At 61.8% G+C, this 15,977-nt stretch carries 17 protein-coding genes; 10 read left to right on the top strand and 7 right to left on the bottom strand.

Annotation, left to right across the window (positions count from 1 at the left end):
- The first annotated feature begins 43 nt into the window (after positions 1 to 43).
- Positions 44 to 502 carry a hypothetical protein gene (locus tag QWZ03_RS08275; protein WP_290332278.1) on the top strand — a complete coding sequence of 153 codons (459 nt, stop codon included), beginning with the start codon at positions 44 to 46 and terminating at the stop codon, positions 500 to 502.
- Positions 503 to 551: 49 nt separating this feature from the next.
- Here QWZ03_RS08275 and QWZ03_RS08270 read toward each other — a convergent pair whose 3' ends face one another.
- From QWZ03_RS08270 to QWZ03_RS08245, 6 genes are all read right to left on the bottom strand, one after another.
- Positions 552 to 1,037, bottom strand: coding sequence for a DoxX family protein (locus tag QWZ03_RS08270; RefSeq protein ID WP_290332277.1), 486 nt, complete (start codon positions 1,035 to 1,037; stop codon positions 552 to 554).
- Positions 1,034 to 1,792: an HvfC/BufC N-terminal domain-containing protein gene (locus tag QWZ03_RS08265; RefSeq protein ID WP_290332276.1), complete on the bottom strand. Its 759-nt coding sequence runs from the start codon at positions 1,790 to 1,792 to the stop codon at positions 1,034 to 1,036. Before QWZ03_RS08265 ends, QWZ03_RS08270 begins: the two co-directional genes overlap by 4 nt.
- Positions 1,789 to 2,619 (bottom strand): MNIO family bufferin maturase, encoded by an 831-nt coding sequence (bufB, locus tag QWZ03_RS08260; RefSeq protein WP_290332275.1) that lies wholly within the window; start codon positions 2,617 to 2,619, stop codon positions 1,789 to 1,791. The genes QWZ03_RS08265 and bufB overlap by 4 nt, the downstream gene beginning before the upstream one ends.
- A 132-nt stretch (positions 2,620 to 2,751) precedes the next feature.
- Positions 2,752 to 3,024: a BufA1 family periplasmic bufferin-type metallophore gene (locus QWZ03_RS08255; RefSeq protein ID WP_290332274.1), complete on the bottom strand. Its 273-nt coding sequence runs from the start codon at positions 3,022 to 3,024 to the stop codon at positions 2,752 to 2,754.
- 289 nt (positions 3,025 to 3,313) lie between these two features.
- Positions 3,314 to 4,309, bottom strand: a complete 996-nt coding sequence (locus tag QWZ03_RS08250) for a 2-hydroxyacid dehydrogenase (RefSeq protein ID WP_290332273.1) — start codon at positions 4,307 to 4,309, stop codon at positions 3,314 to 3,316.
- Positions 4,306 to 5,046, bottom strand: a complete 741-nt coding sequence (locus tag QWZ03_RS08245; RefSeq protein ID WP_290332272.1) for a substrate-binding periplasmic protein — start codon at positions 5,044 to 5,046, stop codon at positions 4,306 to 4,308. Before QWZ03_RS08245 ends, QWZ03_RS08250 begins: the two co-directional genes overlap by 4 nt.
- A 263-nt stretch (positions 5,047 to 5,309) precedes the next feature.
- On the opposite strand from QWZ03_RS08245, the gene murB reads away from it, so the two are divergent.
- From murB to QWZ03_RS08215, 6 genes are all read left to right on the top strand, one after another.
- The gene (gene murB, locus QWZ03_RS08240) at positions 5,310 to 6,308 is read left to right on the top strand and encodes a UDP-N-acetylmuramate dehydrogenase (RefSeq protein ID WP_290332271.1); all 999 of its coding nucleotides are present in this window, start codon (positions 5,310 to 5,312) and stop codon (positions 6,306 to 6,308) included.
- A gap of 2 nt (positions 6,309 to 6,310) precedes the next feature.
- Positions 6,311 to 6,877 (top strand): P-loop NTPase family protein, encoded by a 567-nt coding sequence (locus tag QWZ03_RS08235; RefSeq protein WP_290332270.1) that lies wholly within the window; start codon positions 6,311 to 6,313, stop codon positions 6,875 to 6,877.
- Positions 6,878 to 6,965: 88 nt separating this feature from the next.
- The gene (locus tag QWZ03_RS08230) at positions 6,966 to 7,976 is read left to right on the top strand and encodes an ABC transporter permease subunit (protein WP_290332269.1); all 1,011 of its coding nucleotides are present in this window, start codon (positions 6,966 to 6,968) and stop codon (positions 7,974 to 7,976) included.
- Between the two features lie 10 nt (positions 7,977 to 7,986).
- Positions 7,987 to 8,892 (top strand): ABC transporter permease subunit, encoded by a 906-nt coding sequence (locus QWZ03_RS08225; RefSeq protein ID WP_290332268.1) that lies wholly within the window; start codon positions 7,987 to 7,989, stop codon positions 8,890 to 8,892.
- Between the two features lie 9 nt (positions 8,893 to 8,901).
- Positions 8,902 to 9,873 carry an ABC transporter ATP-binding protein gene (locus QWZ03_RS08220; protein WP_290332267.1) on the top strand — a complete coding sequence of 324 codons (972 nt, stop codon included), beginning with the start codon at positions 8,902 to 8,904 and terminating at the stop codon, positions 9,871 to 9,873.
- Positions 9,866 to 10,867 carry a peptide ABC transporter ATP-binding protein gene (locus QWZ03_RS08215; RefSeq protein ID WP_290332266.1) on the top strand — a complete coding sequence of 334 codons (1,002 nt, stop codon included), beginning with the start codon at positions 9,866 to 9,868 and terminating at the stop codon, positions 10,865 to 10,867. Before QWZ03_RS08220 ends, QWZ03_RS08215 begins: the two co-directional genes overlap by 8 nt.
- A gap of 220 nt (positions 10,868 to 11,087) precedes the next feature.
- Here the strand turns inward: QWZ03_RS08215 and QWZ03_RS08210 are convergent, their stop codons facing one another.
- Positions 11,088 to 12,215 (bottom strand): ABC transporter substrate-binding protein, encoded by a 1,128-nt coding sequence (locus QWZ03_RS08210; protein WP_290332265.1) that lies wholly within the window; start codon positions 12,213 to 12,215, stop codon positions 11,088 to 11,090.
- A 375-nt stretch (positions 12,216 to 12,590) separates the two neighbouring features.
- Here QWZ03_RS08210 and coaD point away from each other — a divergent pair, with 375 nt between their 5' ends.
- From coaD to QWZ03_RS08195, 3 genes are all read left to right on the top strand, one after another.
- A complete protein-coding gene (coaD, locus tag QWZ03_RS08205; RefSeq protein WP_284197271.1) occupies positions 12,591 to 13,085 on the top strand; it encodes a pantetheine-phosphate adenylyltransferase in 495 nt (164 codons plus the stop codon).
- Positions 13,086 to 13,256: 171 nt separating this feature from the next.
- Complete coding sequence (locus tag QWZ03_RS08200) at positions 13,257 to 14,192, top strand: class I SAM-dependent methyltransferase (RefSeq protein ID WP_290332264.1); 936 nt, start codon at positions 13,257 to 13,259, stop codon at positions 14,190 to 14,192.
- A gap of 435 nt (positions 14,193 to 14,627) precedes the next feature.
- On the top strand, positions 14,628 to 15,965 hold the full coding sequence (locus QWZ03_RS08195; RefSeq protein ID WP_290332263.1) for an aminopeptidase P N-terminal domain-containing protein: 1,338 nt from the start codon (positions 14,628 to 14,630) through the stop codon (positions 15,963 to 15,965).
- The last annotated feature ends 12 nt before the right edge of the window (positions 15,966 to 15,977 follow it).

Here is a 15,977-nt window from a genome sequence, read left to right as displayed (position 1 = left end):
CCGCCTTGCCATCAGGCTGACGGCCCTTGGGGCGTTGGCGGTGATGGCCGCTGCGCCGGCATGGGCACTACCTACCGATTTCAATGACAAGGTCGAGTCGGCCCTGCTGTGCCGCTCGGACTGGAGCACGGCGTTCTGGCAAGGCTATTTCGACAAGCACTTGCAGGCCAGCATCCGCGATTGGGGCGAGGCCCGCTGGTGGAGCTCGCAGGGGGCGCAGCTGGGCGGGGCCAGCACGGTGGAAGTCTTCACCAATGTGGACACCAGCCGTGCGCTGATGCTGGGTGTGCTGATTGCCCAGCCGGTGGAGGAGGTCAAGCGCACGCTGGAGCAAAACCTCAAGGTGGCATTCAAGCCGGTGCAGACGGTGGATGGACTGCGCTATGTCAGCGATACCTTGTCGGTCCTGGTGGGTACCACCAATCAGCAGACCAAGTGGTACTGTGCCAAATGGAACCTAGGCAACCGCGAGCGGGTACAGCCGCTGGCACCGCAATACTGAGCCGTTGACCCAGGCTGCAGTGCCGTGAGAGGGCGTGTGCAGCCAGGTTTCAGGCGGCCTTGCCGAGGTCGGGCCAGCGATGCCGTATCAGGGCATCGAGCGACAGCTTGCCAGGGCCATGGGCGATCAGGCTGGCCAGCAGCAGACCCCAGACGAGGTGGTGGGTGAGGCCGGCAGCTTGTTCGGGCGTACCCAGCACATGCCAGTAGGAGACGACGGCCATGAGGTTGACGCCGAACAGGCCCAGCGCGCCCAGCCTGCCGACCAAGCCCAGCGCCAGCAGCACGGGGAAGAACAGCTCACCGAAGGTGCCCCCCAGGGCGGCCAGGTTGGGGGGGAGCAGGGGGACACGGTATTCTTCGGTGAACAGGAAGAGGGTGGTGTCCCAGTCATTCAGCTTGGTCAGGCCGGCGGAAAAGAATACCTGGGCGATATACAGGCGGGCGGCCAGATCGGCCACCGGGGCGAACCAGCGGTCTGTCAGATGGATGGCGCAACGGCCCAGTTGCAGACTACGGGCGAGCAGGGTGTTCATGTTGACGGGCTTTCATTGAAATCGACGATGACTTGGTCGTGCAACCACTGCTGCAATGACAGTCCGAAATCAAATTCCATGTCTTCATCCATGGCGCACTCCAGCGCTTCGGCCAATGGTAGCTGGCGGGCACAGGCTGCCAGGAAGGCGTGATCGGCAGGCATGAGCCGGCGTACCTGTACCCGGTTATGCGGATTGCGCCAGGCCAGCGCCATTTCACCGCCCTGGTCGGGCGAGGGAAAATCGCCCCCCTCGGGCTGGTGCGCCAGCCACAGGCTGGCGACGGGCCAGGGTGAGCGCAGCAGGCTGACGGATGGGGCCAGTTGAAAATGCAGGCTGCCATGCTGTTCTGCAGGCACGCTGGCCAGGCGCGGCAGATCGAAGGGCGGGTTGTCCTCGGCGTAGTAGGCCAGGTGGCACAGCCAGTCCAGCCGGGCAGCATCGGCCAGGAAAGGTATGTCCTGGGCGGGGGGGAAGTCGCGGATGAACTCGGCAAAACCATCGCCGTAGCGATTCAGATCGCCCGAGCGGGACGGAGTGGCGCGGGCATAGGCTCGGGCCATGCCGCCAAAGAAGTCATCGCCTACCAGCTGGCGTACGATGGGGTAGGCTTCGGCCAGGGCATCGGCGCGGTTGAACAGGGTGTTGTTGGCATAGGCGCTGGCCCCGTGGGCGCTGGCGCCGAACAGTGCCTGGGCGGCTGCTGCATCGTGCAGGGCCTGGGCAAAACGTCGCTGCAGTTCATCCAGTTTCATGGCCGTACTCCCAGTCTGTCCAGCGCGGCTTGGGCACGGCTGGTTTCCTGCAGCAGATCGGCCAGTGGCGGCAGCTTGGTGTCACGTTCCAGCAGCACGGGCAGTGGGCCAAACCGGGCCAGTGCGGCATCAAGCAGATCCCAGACAGCTTCGCGCACGGGGGTGCCATGGGTGTCCAGCCACAGGCCGTCGTCGCGCTCTTCGAAGCCGGCGATATGGATTTCGCCCACGGCCTGCAGCGGCAGTGCCGCCAGGGCGGCGTGGGCGCTGCGTCCGAGATTGTGCTCGTTGACATGGAGGTTGTTGAGATCCAGCAGCAGGCCGCAACCGCTGCGGCGGCTCAGCTCGGCCAGGAATTCACCCTCGGGGATGGCATCGTCGACCAGGCTGACATAGGACGACAGGTTCTCGATCAGCAGGGGGCGGCCCAGCACGTCCTGCGCTCGGCCAAGCTGTTCCACCATGAAGTCCAGCGCGGCGGCACTGTAGGGCAAAGGCAGCAGGTCGTTGTAGCACTCCTCGCCCGTGCGGTTCCAGCACAGGTGCTCAGAGATGCTGGCAGGCTCCAGCGCGTCGATCAGGTCGCGAAAACGGGCCAGATGCCCGGCATCCAGCCCCACCGCCGACCCCAGGCCCATGCCCACACCATGCAAGCTGAGCGGGTAGTCTGCCCTTACCCGGCGCAGGGCGGCCAGGTTGGCCCCACCGCCAAAATAATTCTCGGGATGCACCTCGAACCAGGCAACGGCAGGGCGGCTGTCTATCACTTCGCGGATATGGGGTAGCCGCAGTCCCAGACCGGCGGCGAGGGGGAGGGAGGTATGCATGGTGGCGGTATGGACTAGGGGCAGGGGCAATGCAAAACGGGCGGTATGACCGCCCGTTGCGTATTCCAGTTGGCCTGGGCTTAGAGTCTGTACACGATTTTTCACCCCGGCGAAAAGATCGTGAACGGGCTCTTAGGACTTCTTTTCGCCCGGCTTGGTGCTGCCACCCATCTTTTCGCAAGTACCCTTGGCGACGTACTTCCACTCGTTGCTGTCGTTGTCGGTCTTGGATTGGCCGGCGCAGCTGTGGGAGCCGTTGGCGGCGGCACAGTCATTCTTGCCAGCCTTGGCCACGCCGTAGCATTTTTCCTTGGCGGCCTTGTCGTCGGCCATGGCGCCGGAGGAGAGGCCGAGGGCGATCAGGCTGGTCAGGGCGCCGGCGATCAGAGCTTGCTTTTTGTCCATTTGGGTAACTCCTGTTTGGTGTAACGGTGTTTAAGGGGAAGATCCGGTGAACCTTGGTCGAGCATGAGCCGGCTTTTCTTACACCCCATCCTTTGCGTGTGACCATTCTGCCATGGCTGGGTGAACACTTGCTGAATGTACTACGACCGCTAACAAAACCTTATTGGTGTCGTTGTGAGGGCTTGCCGTGCTTGCGTACTGTCGTCGTCCACACGCCTGACCAGAAACGCTACGCTGGGTTTTGGGCGCGACGCTATCCAGGCAAGGCCGGTGTCACAATTACCCGTGTTCAACATGATATGGCATTGATCAGCGTTTCGCCTGCGGCAAAGGCTCGGACATTCTCCAGCGTAGTGTCGGCGATATTGGCCAGTGCCTCTCGGGTGAGGAATCCCTGGTGGGAACTGATCAGCACATTGGGGAAGGTGGTCAGCCTGGCCAGTTGATCATCGGCGAGGCCCGTGCCCGACCAATCCTGAAAGAATACGCCTTCTTCCAGTTCGTACACATCCAGCGCTACCCCGCCCAGCTGCCCCCGTTTGAGCGCAGCGATCAGGGCGGGCGTGTCGATCAACCCGCCACGGCTGGTATTGACCAGGATGACGCCGGGCTTGCAGCGCGCCAGTGACTCTGCATTGATTAGGTGATGGCTGTCGGGCGTCAAGGGCAGGTGCAGCGAGACGATGTCGGACTGGGCAAGCAACTGCGGCAGCTCGCAGTAGCTGGCATCCAGTTGCTGGGCAAAAGCTGGATCGGACTGGGGGTCGCATAGCAGCACCCGGCAACCGAAGCCGGTGGCGATACGGGCCGCTACCCGGCCTATGCGGCCGGTACCGATGATGCCCAGGGTTTTGCCGTGCAGATCGAAACCCACCAGCCCATCCAGCGAGAAATCGGCCTCGCGCACCCGGTTGTAGGCGCGGTGGGTCTTGCGCACCAGGGTCAGCAGCAAGGCGAAGGCGTGCTCGGCTACGGCGTGGGGAGAGTAGGCCGGCACCCTCACCACGGTCATGCCCAGTGCCTTGGCGGCGGCCAGGTCTATGCCGTTGTAGCCAGCCGCTCGTAATGCGACCAGGCGGGTGCCACCCTGAGCCAATTGCTGCAAGGTGGCCGCATCCAGGCGGCAGTTCACAAAGGGACAGACGGCGGCAAAGCCGGCAGCCAGCGACGCCGTGGCGGCATGCAGGCGGGGTTCGAAGTACACGATCTCGTGTCCATGGCGTACATTGGCCGCGCTAAGGGCCTGCTGGTCGTAGCTATGGGTGTCGAATACGGCCAGCTTCATTCTATGGCGTGCTTTCGCTTGAGCTGGTCTACCGCCTCCCGCGCCTGCAGGCGCTCGAACGCGGCTTGCAATCGTTGTAGCAGGGCGGGGTCTGATTGCTTATTGAGGGCAAAGTAAAAGCCCTCGGGCTGGCGCAGCAGGGTCAGGCTGATCTCGAGCTGGTCTGGCTGTATGCCGGCGCGGCTGGCCACGTACTGGATGAGTGTGGGGCTGGCGACGATAAAATCCAGCGAACCCAGTTGCAGCAGCCGCACCAGATCGTTGCGCTTGTCCAGTGGGATCAGATTGACGCCCCGGACAAAACCCTGGGACAGCAACAGCTCCATGCCGGCATCGCCATTGATGACGCCGACCTTGTAGGCTTTTGCCTCCTGCAGGCTGCTGGCACGGGCATGCCCGTCGCGCAGCCGCATCATGGCGGTGCTGCGGGCGGCAATCGGGCCTATCCAGTGAAAGTGCGGCTCGCGCTCTGGCGTGCGGGCGATGGTGAATATGAGGCTGCCTGGCTGCTGGCGCGCATTGCTGAGGGCGCGGGCCCAGGGCACCAGCTCCAGCCGGTATTCCTGCTGGGCCTCCTTCATCAGCAGACCCAGCAATTCCACCGCATAGCCGCTGGGCTGGCCTTGCTCGTTGAGTGTGTTGAAAGGCGGGAAGTCCTCGGTATAGGCCCGCACGGGTTCCGCGCAGGCCATCAGGCCGCACAACAGCAACAGCAGGTAACGGGCGAGCATGGTCATACGTGCTGCGATGGATGGACTTTGCTCAGTATAGGGCAGTTCCAGCAAGCCCACTTTCGTCGAGTATGCTGAGGGCGCTCCCTGACTGTCTTTACCCCTCCGACACTCGCCGTTGCTTGCCCCTGCCTGAATTGGCCTATGGAGCGGGTTTCAGTTTTTTCACCAATTAAGCCCATAAGCGACGCTTGGAAGCCGAGGTTTCCAGCAGCTCCCCTTATAATCGCCAAATTTCGTATTCTTTGCCCCGGTGCACAAGGACCAACATGATGACGACCGAGGCGGCTGATCTGCAGCCGCTGCACACCTTGGGCTTGCTTGCACGGGCGGAGCGGCTTAGCCGCTTGACCGAGGCGGCACAGCTGGCGCCGCTGCTGGCTGGCGCCGTGGCGCCGGTGCGGGTGCTGGGCGGCGGCAGCAATCTGGTGCCTGGCACCACGGTGGATGGCACGGTAATCAAGGTCGAGCTGCAGGGCCGGCAGTTGCTGGGTGAGGATGAAACGGCCTGGTATGTGGCCGCAGCGGCGGGCGAGAACTGGCATGATTTTGTGCAGTGGACCCTGGCCCAGGGTTGGCCGGGGCTGGAGAATCTGTCCCTGATACCGGGTACGGTGGGGGCCGCCCCTATACAGAATATCGGGGCCTACGGGGTGGAGTTGAAAGACCATTTCCATGCCCTGACCGCATTGAGCCTGGCAGATGGTGCTACCACGGTGTTTACCCCTGAGCAGTGCGCCTTTGGTTACCGCGACAGCGTGTTCAAGCAGGCCGAGGCCGGTCGATGGCTAATTGCCGACGTATTGTTCAAGCTGCCCAAGCAGTGGCAGCCACGGCTGGACTACGGGGATTTGCGCAGCAGGCTGGCCGGCGAGGCCATTACCCCGCAGGCAGTGGCGGCGGCCGTGATGGCTGCCCGCCAGAGCAAACTGCCCGACCAGGCTGTGATAGGTAATGCTGGGAGTTTCTTCCACAACCCCATCGTGCCTGCAGCGCAGGCCGATGCCTTGCGGGCAGCCTACCCAGGCCTGCCGGTGTATCCCCATGCCGAGGGCAGGGCCAAGCTGGCGGCGGGCTGGCTGATCGAACAGGCAGGCTGGAAGGGCCGGCAGCTGGGGGCAGTGGGCATGTACGAGAAGCAGGCCCTGGTGCTGGTCAACCATGGTGGCGCCACGGCAGATGATGTGCGGCGGCTGATGCAGCAGGTGCAGGCCGATGTGGCGGAACGCTTTGGTGTGCAGCTGCAGCCCGAGCCGGTGTGGTGGTAGCCGTGCAACGCATCTGGGTGACGGCGACGACGGGTGCGGGCAAGACCACGCTGGCACGCCGGCTTTGCGCGCGCTTGGGGCTACAGCATATCGAACTGGATGCGCTGCACTGGGAGGCCGACTGGCGGCCGGCCGCCCCGACGGTGTTCCGCGAGCGGGTCGCTGCAGCGGTAGCGGCGCCGGCCTGGGTGGTGGATGGCAATTATTCGGCCGTGCGTGATCTGTACGCGCCACATCTGCAACTGGTGATCTGGCTGGATTACGGCTTTGCCCGCAATCTGTGGCAATTGCTGGGGCGTACCTGGCGCAGGGTGAGCAGCCGGGAGCGTTTATGGGCTGGCAACCAGGAATTGCTGGGCAAAGCGCTGAGCCGGGATTCCATCCTGTTGTGGTTTCTGCAGACCTATTGGCGCCGCCGCCGCGAACTGCCACCGGTGCTGGCCGGGCTGGCCGCGCAAGGCGTACAGATACAGCGCTTTGATTCACCTCGTCGATTGCAGATTTGGCTAGACGGGTTTTCCGTAGCTGTGGCGCAAACACCATGCAGCGTAGGCATGCAGGAGCGGTAATTGCCGCTGGCGTTAGTCGCGCGTAACATCGCGCGCTTTTCCACCCCCCGATCAGGGTTATTCACCCTGGTGTCTCGGAGGTAAGTACATGTTTTCCTTCATCCTCAGGAAACTGGCAACTGTCATACCGACCTTTATCGGTATTACCCTGGTTGCCTTTGCCTTGATACGCATGATTCCAGGCGACCCGATCGAGGTCATGGTGGGCGAGCGCAAGCTCGATCCGGTCATGCACGCGGCGGCCATGCAGCGCCTGGGACTGGATCAGCCCCTGCACATCCAGTACTTCCGCTATGTCAAGGATCTGGCCCAGGGCGACCTGGGTATTTCGCTGGTGACCCGCGAGCCGGTCACCAAGGAATTCCTGACGCTCTTTCCCGCCACCGTCGAGTTGGCCATCTGTGCCCTGCTGTTTGCCGTGCTGGTGGGCTTGCCTGCCGGCATGATTGCGGGTCTCAAGCGAGGGTCGGTGTTCGACCATGGGGTGATGGGGGTGTCCATGACCGGATTCTCCATGCCCATCTTCTGGTGGGGCTTGATCCTGATCATGTACTTCTCGGTGACCCTGGGCTGGACCCCGGTTTCAGGCCGCATAGACATCGAGTTCGACATCGCCCAGCGCACTGGCTTCCTGCTGATAGACAGCTGGCTGTCGGGCGAGGAGGGGGCTTTCAAGTCAGCTGCCATGCATCTGATACTGCCTACCATCGTGCTGGGCACCATCCCGCTGGCGGTGATAGCCCGCATGACCCGTTCCTCCATGCTGGAAGTGCTGCGTGAGGACTATATCCGTACCGCCCGCGCCAAGGGCCTGGCACCCACCCGCGTGGTGGTGGTGCATGCGCTGCGCAATGCCCTGATACCGGTGATCACCGTGATCGGCCTGCAGGTGGGTTCCCTGCTGGGTGGCGCGGTACTGACAGAGACCATCTACTCCTGGCCCGGCATAGGAAAATGGCTGGTGGATTCCATCTCTCGCCGTGACTATCCGGTGGTACAGGCAGGCATCCTGGTTTCGGCCACCATCTTTATCGTGGTCAACCTGTTCGTGGACATCCTCTACGGCGTGGTCAACCCGCGTATCCGTTCGGCCAAGTAAGGGAGCGAACATGACGACTCAAGTCCAAATCGCTGATGTGGTACCCAGCTACCCGTCTCCGCTGAAGGAGTTCTGGCAGAGCTTCTCGCACAACAAGGGCGCCGTGGTGGCCTTGTTCATCTTTCTCAGCGTGATTTTCTGCGGTGTGTTTGCCGGCTGGATCGCACCGCATGATCCGGTCGAGCAATACCGCGACCATATGCTGACGCCGCCGTCCTGGGCCGGAGGTGGGATGTCTACCTATCTGCTGGGTACGGATGAGCTGGGCCGCGACATTCTCTCTCGCCTGATTCACGGTGCCCGCATCTCGCTGTTCATTGCCTTCATGTCGGTGCTGATGTCGCTGATACCGGGCATGGTGCTGGGCCTGCTGGCGGCGTTCTTCCCCAAGGGGGCCGGTACGGTCATCATGCGCGTGATGGATGTGATGCTGGCCTTGCCCGGCATCCTGCTGGCCATCTGCATCATCACCATCCTGGGGCCTGGTCTGATCAATACCATGATCGCCATCGCCATTGGCACGCTGCCCAGCTACACCCGACTGACGCGGGCGGCCGCCATGGCCGAGATCAACAAGGAATACGTGACAGCCAGCCGTGTGGCGGGTGCCGGCGCGCTGCGTCTGATGTTCCTGACGGTGCTGCCCAACTGCATGGCGCCCATCATCGTCAATGCCACCCTGGGCTTTTCGTCCGCCATCCTGGAAACCGCTGCGCTGGGCTTTCTGGGCCTGGGCGTGCAACCACCCACGCCGGAGTGGGGCACCATGCTGTCGGCCGCGCGTGATTACATTGAGCGGGCACCCTGGGTGGTGACCATGCCCGGCGTGACCATACTGGTGACCGTGCTGTCGATCAACCTGATGGGTGACGGCCTGCGCGATGCGCTGGACCCCAAACTCAAGCGTGCAGCCTAAGGAGCGGTCATGAGCTTGCTAAAAATCCGCAACCTGCGCGTGGAGTTCGGCTCGCTGGCGCATCCGTTTCCGGCCGTAGACGGCCTGGACTTTGATATTGACCGTGGTGAGCTGGTTGGCATCGTCGGTGAATCGGGCTCTGGCAAATCGGTCACCATGATGGCCCTGATGGGCCTGATCGATGCGCCTGGCCGGGTGACGGCAGACGAACTGGTGTTCGATGGCCATGACCTGCTCAAGCTCAAGCCGGCCCAGCGCCGCAAGATCGTGGGCAAGGACATCTCCATGATCTTCCAGGATGCGCTGACCAGTCTCAATCCATCGTATACCGTGGGTTTCCAGATCAAGGAATCGCTCAAGGTACATATGGGTCTGCGCGGTGCTGCGCTGGAGAAGCGGGCGCTGGAGTTGCTGGAGCTGGTGGAGATACCGGCTGCCAAGAGCCGCCTTGGTGCCTATCCGCACCAGCTTTCCGGCGGCATGAACCAGCGCGTGATGATCGCCGTGGCAATTGCCTGCAATCCCAAGCTACTGATTGCCGATGAGCCGACCACCGCCCTGGATGTGACTATCCAGGCGCAGATCATGGATCTGCTGGAGCGGCTGCAGAAGGAACACAATATGGGGCTGATCATGATTACCCATGATCTGGCCGTGATTGCCGAGATGGCCAAGCGTATCTGCGTGATGTATGCCGGCCAGGTGGTGGAGCAGGCGCCGGTGGCGGATTTGTTCCGCGCTCCCAGGCATCCCTACACCCAGGCCCTGCTGGAAGCCATACCCGAACACTCCAAGGGCGCCCGCCGCTTGTCGGCCCTGCCCGGCATCGTGCCTGGTCACTATGACCGGCCCAAGGGCTGCCTGCTGTCGCCGCGCTGCCGCTATGCACAGGATAAATGCAGCCAGGAGCGGCCCGCCTTGCTGGATGGCGTGCGCTGCTACTACCCGCTGAATGCCGAAGGGGAATCGACTCATGGCTAATCTGGACAATCTCCCGCCGACCCAGAGCGATCTGCTGGTGGCACAGGACCTGACCCGGCACTACCAGGTCAGCCGTGGTTTCATGAAGGGCCAGGCCACGGTCAAGGCGCTCAATGGCGTGTCGTTTACCCTGCAGCCGCGCAAGACGCTGGCTGTGGTGGGCGAGTCGGGCTGTGGCAAGTCCACACTGGCGCGCCAGCTCACCATGATCGAACCGGCTACCTCGGGCGTGCTCAGCATCGAGGGGGTCAATGTGGCCCAGGCCAACCACGCTACGGTGAAAGCCATGCGTGCCAAGGTGCAGATGGTGTTCCAGAACCCCTATGCCTCGCTGAACCCCCGCAAGACCATCGCCGCCACACTGGATGAGCCGCTGTATATCAACACCAGCCTGAGCTCGGCCGAGCGCAAGGAGAAGATCGACGCCATCGTGCAGAAGGTCGGCCTGCGTCCCGAGCATGTACGGCGCTATCCGCATATGTTCTCGGGTGGCCAGCGCCAGCGCATCGCCATTGCCCGCGCCATGATCCTGAATCCGCGCATCGTGGTGGCGGATGAGCCGGTATCGGCACTCGATGTTTCCATACAGGCGCAGATACTGAACCTTTTCATGGATCTGCAGGAGGAGTTCGGCGCCGGTTACGTGTTTATCTCGCACAACCTCAGCGTGGTGGAGCACGTGGCCGACGACCTGATGGTGATGTATCTGGGCGCTGCTGTGGAATATGGCAGCAAGAACACCATCTACGCCCGGCCCTTGCATCCCTATACCCAGGCCTTGATGAGTGCGACGCCGGCCATACGCGAGGAAGACCGCCGGCTCAAGATCAAGATCACCGGTGAGTTGCCCAGCCCGCTGAATCCGCCGTCGGGTTGCGCTTTTCACAAGCGCTGCCCTCACGCGGTCGAGCGCTGTCAGCAGGAAGTGCCCTTGTTGCGGCCTATCGATGATCGCTTGGTGGCTTGCCACCGGATTGAAGAGATTGCTGCTTAAGAGCCTGTTGGGGACTCAAGACATGGCTGGGCAGGTGCCAGGGTAATCCTGGCGTTCGTTACGGTTGTGAATGGGCTTCGGTTTTTCAACGCTTCAAGCCCATTGCAGACGCCAAACCAGATAGTCGCACCACAAACAAACGGCCACCCTTGGGTGGCCGTTTGTTTGTGGTGCGTGGATGGCTATGCGCGGGGCTGCCACGATTTGGCTGGAGGCATAACTACCGCGACAACTCCCCCTTCTGGTTGATGATGGTCAGCTCGACAAAGCGCGATCCGGCCCGGTCGGTCGGGCTGTAGCCTATGCGGAAGCCACCGTAGTTGACCTCGCCCAGGTTGGACAGCGCCTGGAATACCCGGCTGCGGCTGGGGCTGGGGCCGGCACGGCCTATGGCTTCTGCTACCAGCTTGGCCATGATGAAGCCTTCCAGTGAGGCATAGCTGATGGGGGTCTTGGTTGAGGCATATTCGGCCATGGCGGTGCGGTACTCGCGTATCAGCTTGTTCTGGTTGTCCCAAGGGTAGGGATAGACCTGGGCGATGGCCAGGCCGTGGGCCAGCTCGGCGCCGACTTCACGCACCAGTTCGTCGAAATCGACGGTGGAAGTGTGATACAGGATGGCACCGCCACCCAGGCCACGGAAAGCCTTGATAAAGGCGCCGGTAGGCTTGGTGATGGAGATCATCAGGATGGCGGGCGGGTTGGCCTCGGCCAGCTTCTTGGCAGCGCTCTCCACCGTCAGGGTGTTGGCCTTGTAGCTGCCGGTCGCTACGATGCTCAATCCGGCCTTCTTGGCCTCGGCCTGAGCGACCTTGAGGCCATCGCGGCCAAAGGCATCGTCCTGGTAAAGCACACCAAAGCGGTCTATGCCAAGGCGCTTCATCTGGGTGACCAGCTTGATGACCTCGTCCTGCTGGCCTGCACGGGTGTTGAAGATATAGGGCGAGGCGGCATCGCGTACCGAGCTTGCGCCACTGGTGAGACCCACCAGCGGGATGCCGGCCTGCTCCAGCCAGCTGCGTCGCAGCAACTCATAGGTCCCGTCGGCGCCGAAGTAACCCATCAGCGCTACGGCCTTGTCCTGGTCTATCAGCTTGCGCGTATTGTCCAGTGTGCGCTTGGCGTCAAAGCCGTCGTCATAGACGATATGCTTGACCTGCTCGCCGTTGATGCCGCCGGATTGCTTGTTCAGGGAAAGAAAGTAGGCTTTCGCACCCTCGGAAAGATGGCGGCCATATTCGCCCGCCACGCCAGTGAGCGGTGCGCTCTGGCCGACGACAATGGCGGCTTGTGCCGCGCTACCCATCAGGCAAAGGGCCAGCAGGATTCCCTGTGTTACTGCGCGCATAAGGTTTTCTCCCTTTTATCTTGGTCAATGCCGGACTGAGTTTGCGCCTGATTGCCCAGTGCGTTCAATATGGTCGTATCGTGATGCGCTAATGGTATTGTCGCTGTTGGAAAATTGCCGTGAAGGATGGCGTAAGCACTTGTTGTAAAAGCAAAGTGGTCTGCTTGGCGGTGTGGCAAGAAACGCAGCAAAAGGCTATGCGTGCGACATGTTCTGGCGCCTTGATGTGGGCCGTTTTTTTGCCGGATGTCATATGTTGTTTAGCCTGTTGGCTGCGCTGGAAAGATAGCGGCGGGCAATGCCACAAATGGGCAGGTGAAATAGTTCGGCGCAGGCTCTAGAATGGTCGGCCCAGTGAACAGGAATGCCCTTACGATGAAACGCGCGGTCTACGCAGGCAGCTTCGACCCGGTGACCAATGGGCACTTGTGGATGATAGAGCAGGGCTACGAGCTGTTCGACGAGATGATCGTGGCCATCGGGGTGAACCCGGATAAGCGCAGCACCTTTACGGTGGAAGAGCGCGAAGCCATGCTGCGCGAATGCACCACCCACCTGCCCAAGCTCAGGGTGGTGAGCTTCGAGAACCAGTTTCTGGTGAACTACGCCCAGTCGGTTGGTGCCAATTTCATCCTGCGTGGCATACGCACTGCCAGCGATTACGAGTTCGAGCGCACCATGCGCTATGTGAACAGTGATCTGGTGCCGGATATCGACACCGTGTTCCTGATGCCACCCCGTGAGATCGCCGAAGTGAGTTCCACTATGATCAAAGGCCTGGTGGGACCGGTGGGATGGGAGTCGGTGCTCAGGCAGTATGTGCCTGCGCCGGTGCATAGGCGTTTTATCGAGATGACGCTCAAGGGCTAGCCAGTTGCCTGGGTGCAAGCGCCCCTGGCGCGCGCTGCATATATTTCATCTTCATACTTATTAAGAGCCTGTTTACGATTTTTTCGCCCCTGGTGTGAAAATCGTAAACAGGCTCTTAGAGCCGGCGGGTGCTGATTCGCCGGCTTGTCACTTCTTCATTCGAGTCTAGCCATGTCTGCCCTGCAGGATTTCCAGAACCGCCTTGCCAAGAGCCACAAGCACTTTGCTAAGTGGGCCAAGCGCCAGCATACCGAGGCCTACCGCATCTATGACCGGGATATTCCCCAGTACCCGGTCGCCGTCGATATCTATGGCAGTCGCGCTCATATTGCTGAGTACGATACCGGCTGGCAGCAGACCGATGAGGAGCATGCGGCCTGGGTGGCTGAGGTCAAGGCCTGCGTGGCCCAGGTGCTGGGCATGGAAACCAGGACCGTGGCCTTCAAGCTGCGCCGGCGGCAGAAGGGGGAGTTCCAGTACAGCCGCACCGGCCACCACAGTGAGGATTTCGTGGTCAGCGAGCAGGGTCGGCGCTTCTGGGTGAACCTGGACGAGTACCTGGATACCGGACTGTTTCTGGATCACCGGCCCACGCGCAAGCGGGTAGGGGAGGAGGCGGCAGGCAAGCGCTTTTTGAACCTGTTTGCCTATACCGGCAGCTTTACCGTCTATGCGGCCACGGGCGGCGCCACTGACTCGGTGACGGTCGATTTGTCCAATACCTATCTGGAGTGGGCCCGCCGCAACTTCGAATTGAACGGGTTGGACCCTGTCCGGCACAAGTTGGTGCGGGCGGATGTGTTCCGCTATCTGGAAGACGCCATGGATGAGGGGCAATTATTCGACCTGATCGTGATGGATCCGCCCAGTTTCTCTAATTCTGCCAAGATGCTGGATATCCTGGATGTGCAGCGCGACCATGTGAAGCTGGTGCAGCAGTGCCGCAAGCTGCTGATGCCCGGTGGTGTGCTGTACTTCTCGAACAACCTGCGCGGGTTCGAGCTGGATGCTGGGCTGCAGCCGCTATGCCGCGATATCTCGGCGCAGTCGGTGCCTGAGGATTTTCGCAACCGCAAGATCCACCAATGCTTTCGCTTCGAGGCATAGCGCTGGCGGCTTGAAAGATCTGCCACCTGTCGCAACCGATAGCCATCCGTCTGGTCAGATCTAAGAGCCTGTTCAATGTCTTTTCGCCGCGTCGTTCGCAGCCTTGCCGGCGAAGGGCAAGGCGCAAGACGCACAGCGGTACGGGTACCGTAAGCGGCTTGCAACGCGGCCATTCGCCGGCAAGGCTGCGAACCCGCAGGGCTGAGCTGGAAAACGGCCACTCACTGCGTTGTGCCGCTTGGCAATAACTTGTTATTGCCTGCGCGCCACGCCTTGTGCTTGGCCATTTTCCAGCTCAGCGACACGACGAAAAGACATTGAACAGGCTCTAACACCCATCGCACCGGGGCGTAGCCCTGGCGGATGCGGCTATAATCGTGCGTCTATCCAGCCCCTCTCCCATGATGAGGGAGGCACCCATCCGGAATGCATACCATGCAGATCAATGTTGAACGTCACCGTGGTCGTCGTGCCAGCCTGAACGAGCGCCTGCCCGAGGGGCTGGTGATACTGCCGACGGCGCGCGTGCGCAATCGCAGCAACGATACCGACTACCACTTCCGCTACGACAGCAGCTTCTATTATCTGACCGGCTTTCATGAGCCGGAAGCCGTGCTGGTGATACAGCTGGGCGAGCAAGCGAAATCCACCCTGTTCTGCCAGCCCAAGAACGAGCTGCGCGAAATCTGGGAGGGTTTTCTTTATGGCCCGGCAGCGGCCCGTGAGCAGTTTGGCTTTGATGAGGCCTATGCCATCGATCAGCTCGATGCCAAGCTGATCGAGTTGATCGCCGGCCAGCCACGGCTGTACTTCCCCATCGGCTTTGACGAGCAGTGGGATCGCCGCATCATGGGGCTGGTTCAGCAGGTGCAGGCGCGGGCACGCAACGGCAAGCCGGCACCGATTGAGTTTGTCGATGTACGTGCCGCCGTGGCCGAGATGCGGCTGTTCAAGGACGATAGCGAAGTGGCCATCATGCGTGAGGCCGGCCGCATTTCGTCCGAGGCACATATACGGGCCATGCAGACTACCCGCGCCGGCCAGTTCGAATACGAAGTGGAGGCCGAGTTGCTGTACCACTTCTACAAGAACGGCTCGCGCTATCCGGCCTATGGCAGCATCGTGGCCAGCGGTGCCAATGCCACCTGCTTGCACTACCACGAGAACAACCGCCGCATGCATGACGGCGATTTGCTGCTGATAGACGCCGGCTGCGAGCTGCATGGCTACGCTGCCGACATCACCCGCACGTTCCCGGTCAGCGGCAGGTTCAGCGGGCCGCAAAAGGACATCTACCAACTGGTGCTGGCCGCCATGGAAGCCAGCTTCGAGCAGGTGCGCCCTGGTGCCAGCCGTATTGCCTACCATGATGCCTCGGTCCGCACCCTGACGCAGGGCCTGCTGGATCTGGGTATTTTCAAGGGTACGGTGGATGGCCTGATAGAGAGCGAAGCCTACAAGCAGTTCTACATGCATGGCACCGGCCATTGGCTGGGGCTGGATGTGCATGATGTCGGCGAGTACAAGATCGACGGGCACTGGCGTGCGCTGGAGGCCGGTATGGCGCTGACAGTGGAGCCTGGCCTGTACTTCCGCCCCTTGCTGCCGGATTCGCCGTCCCACTATGTCGAGGTACCCGAGGCGTTCCTGCATATCGGTGTGCGCATCGAGGACGACCTGGTGGTGACCCGCGATGGCCATGAGAACCTGACGGCGCTGACGCCCAAGACCGTGGCGGACATCGAAGCCACCATGGCCCGTCAAGCCGGGTAAGCCTGCCGTGAG

The sequence above is a fragment of the Chitinimonas viridis genome (assembly GCF_030409555.1).
In the GTDB taxonomy this organism is placed as follows: Bacteria; Pseudomonadota; Gammaproteobacteria; order Burkholderiales; family Chitinimonadaceae; genus Chitinimonas; species Chitinimonas viridis.
This window is presented reverse-complemented; position numbering and strand designations above follow the sequence as displayed.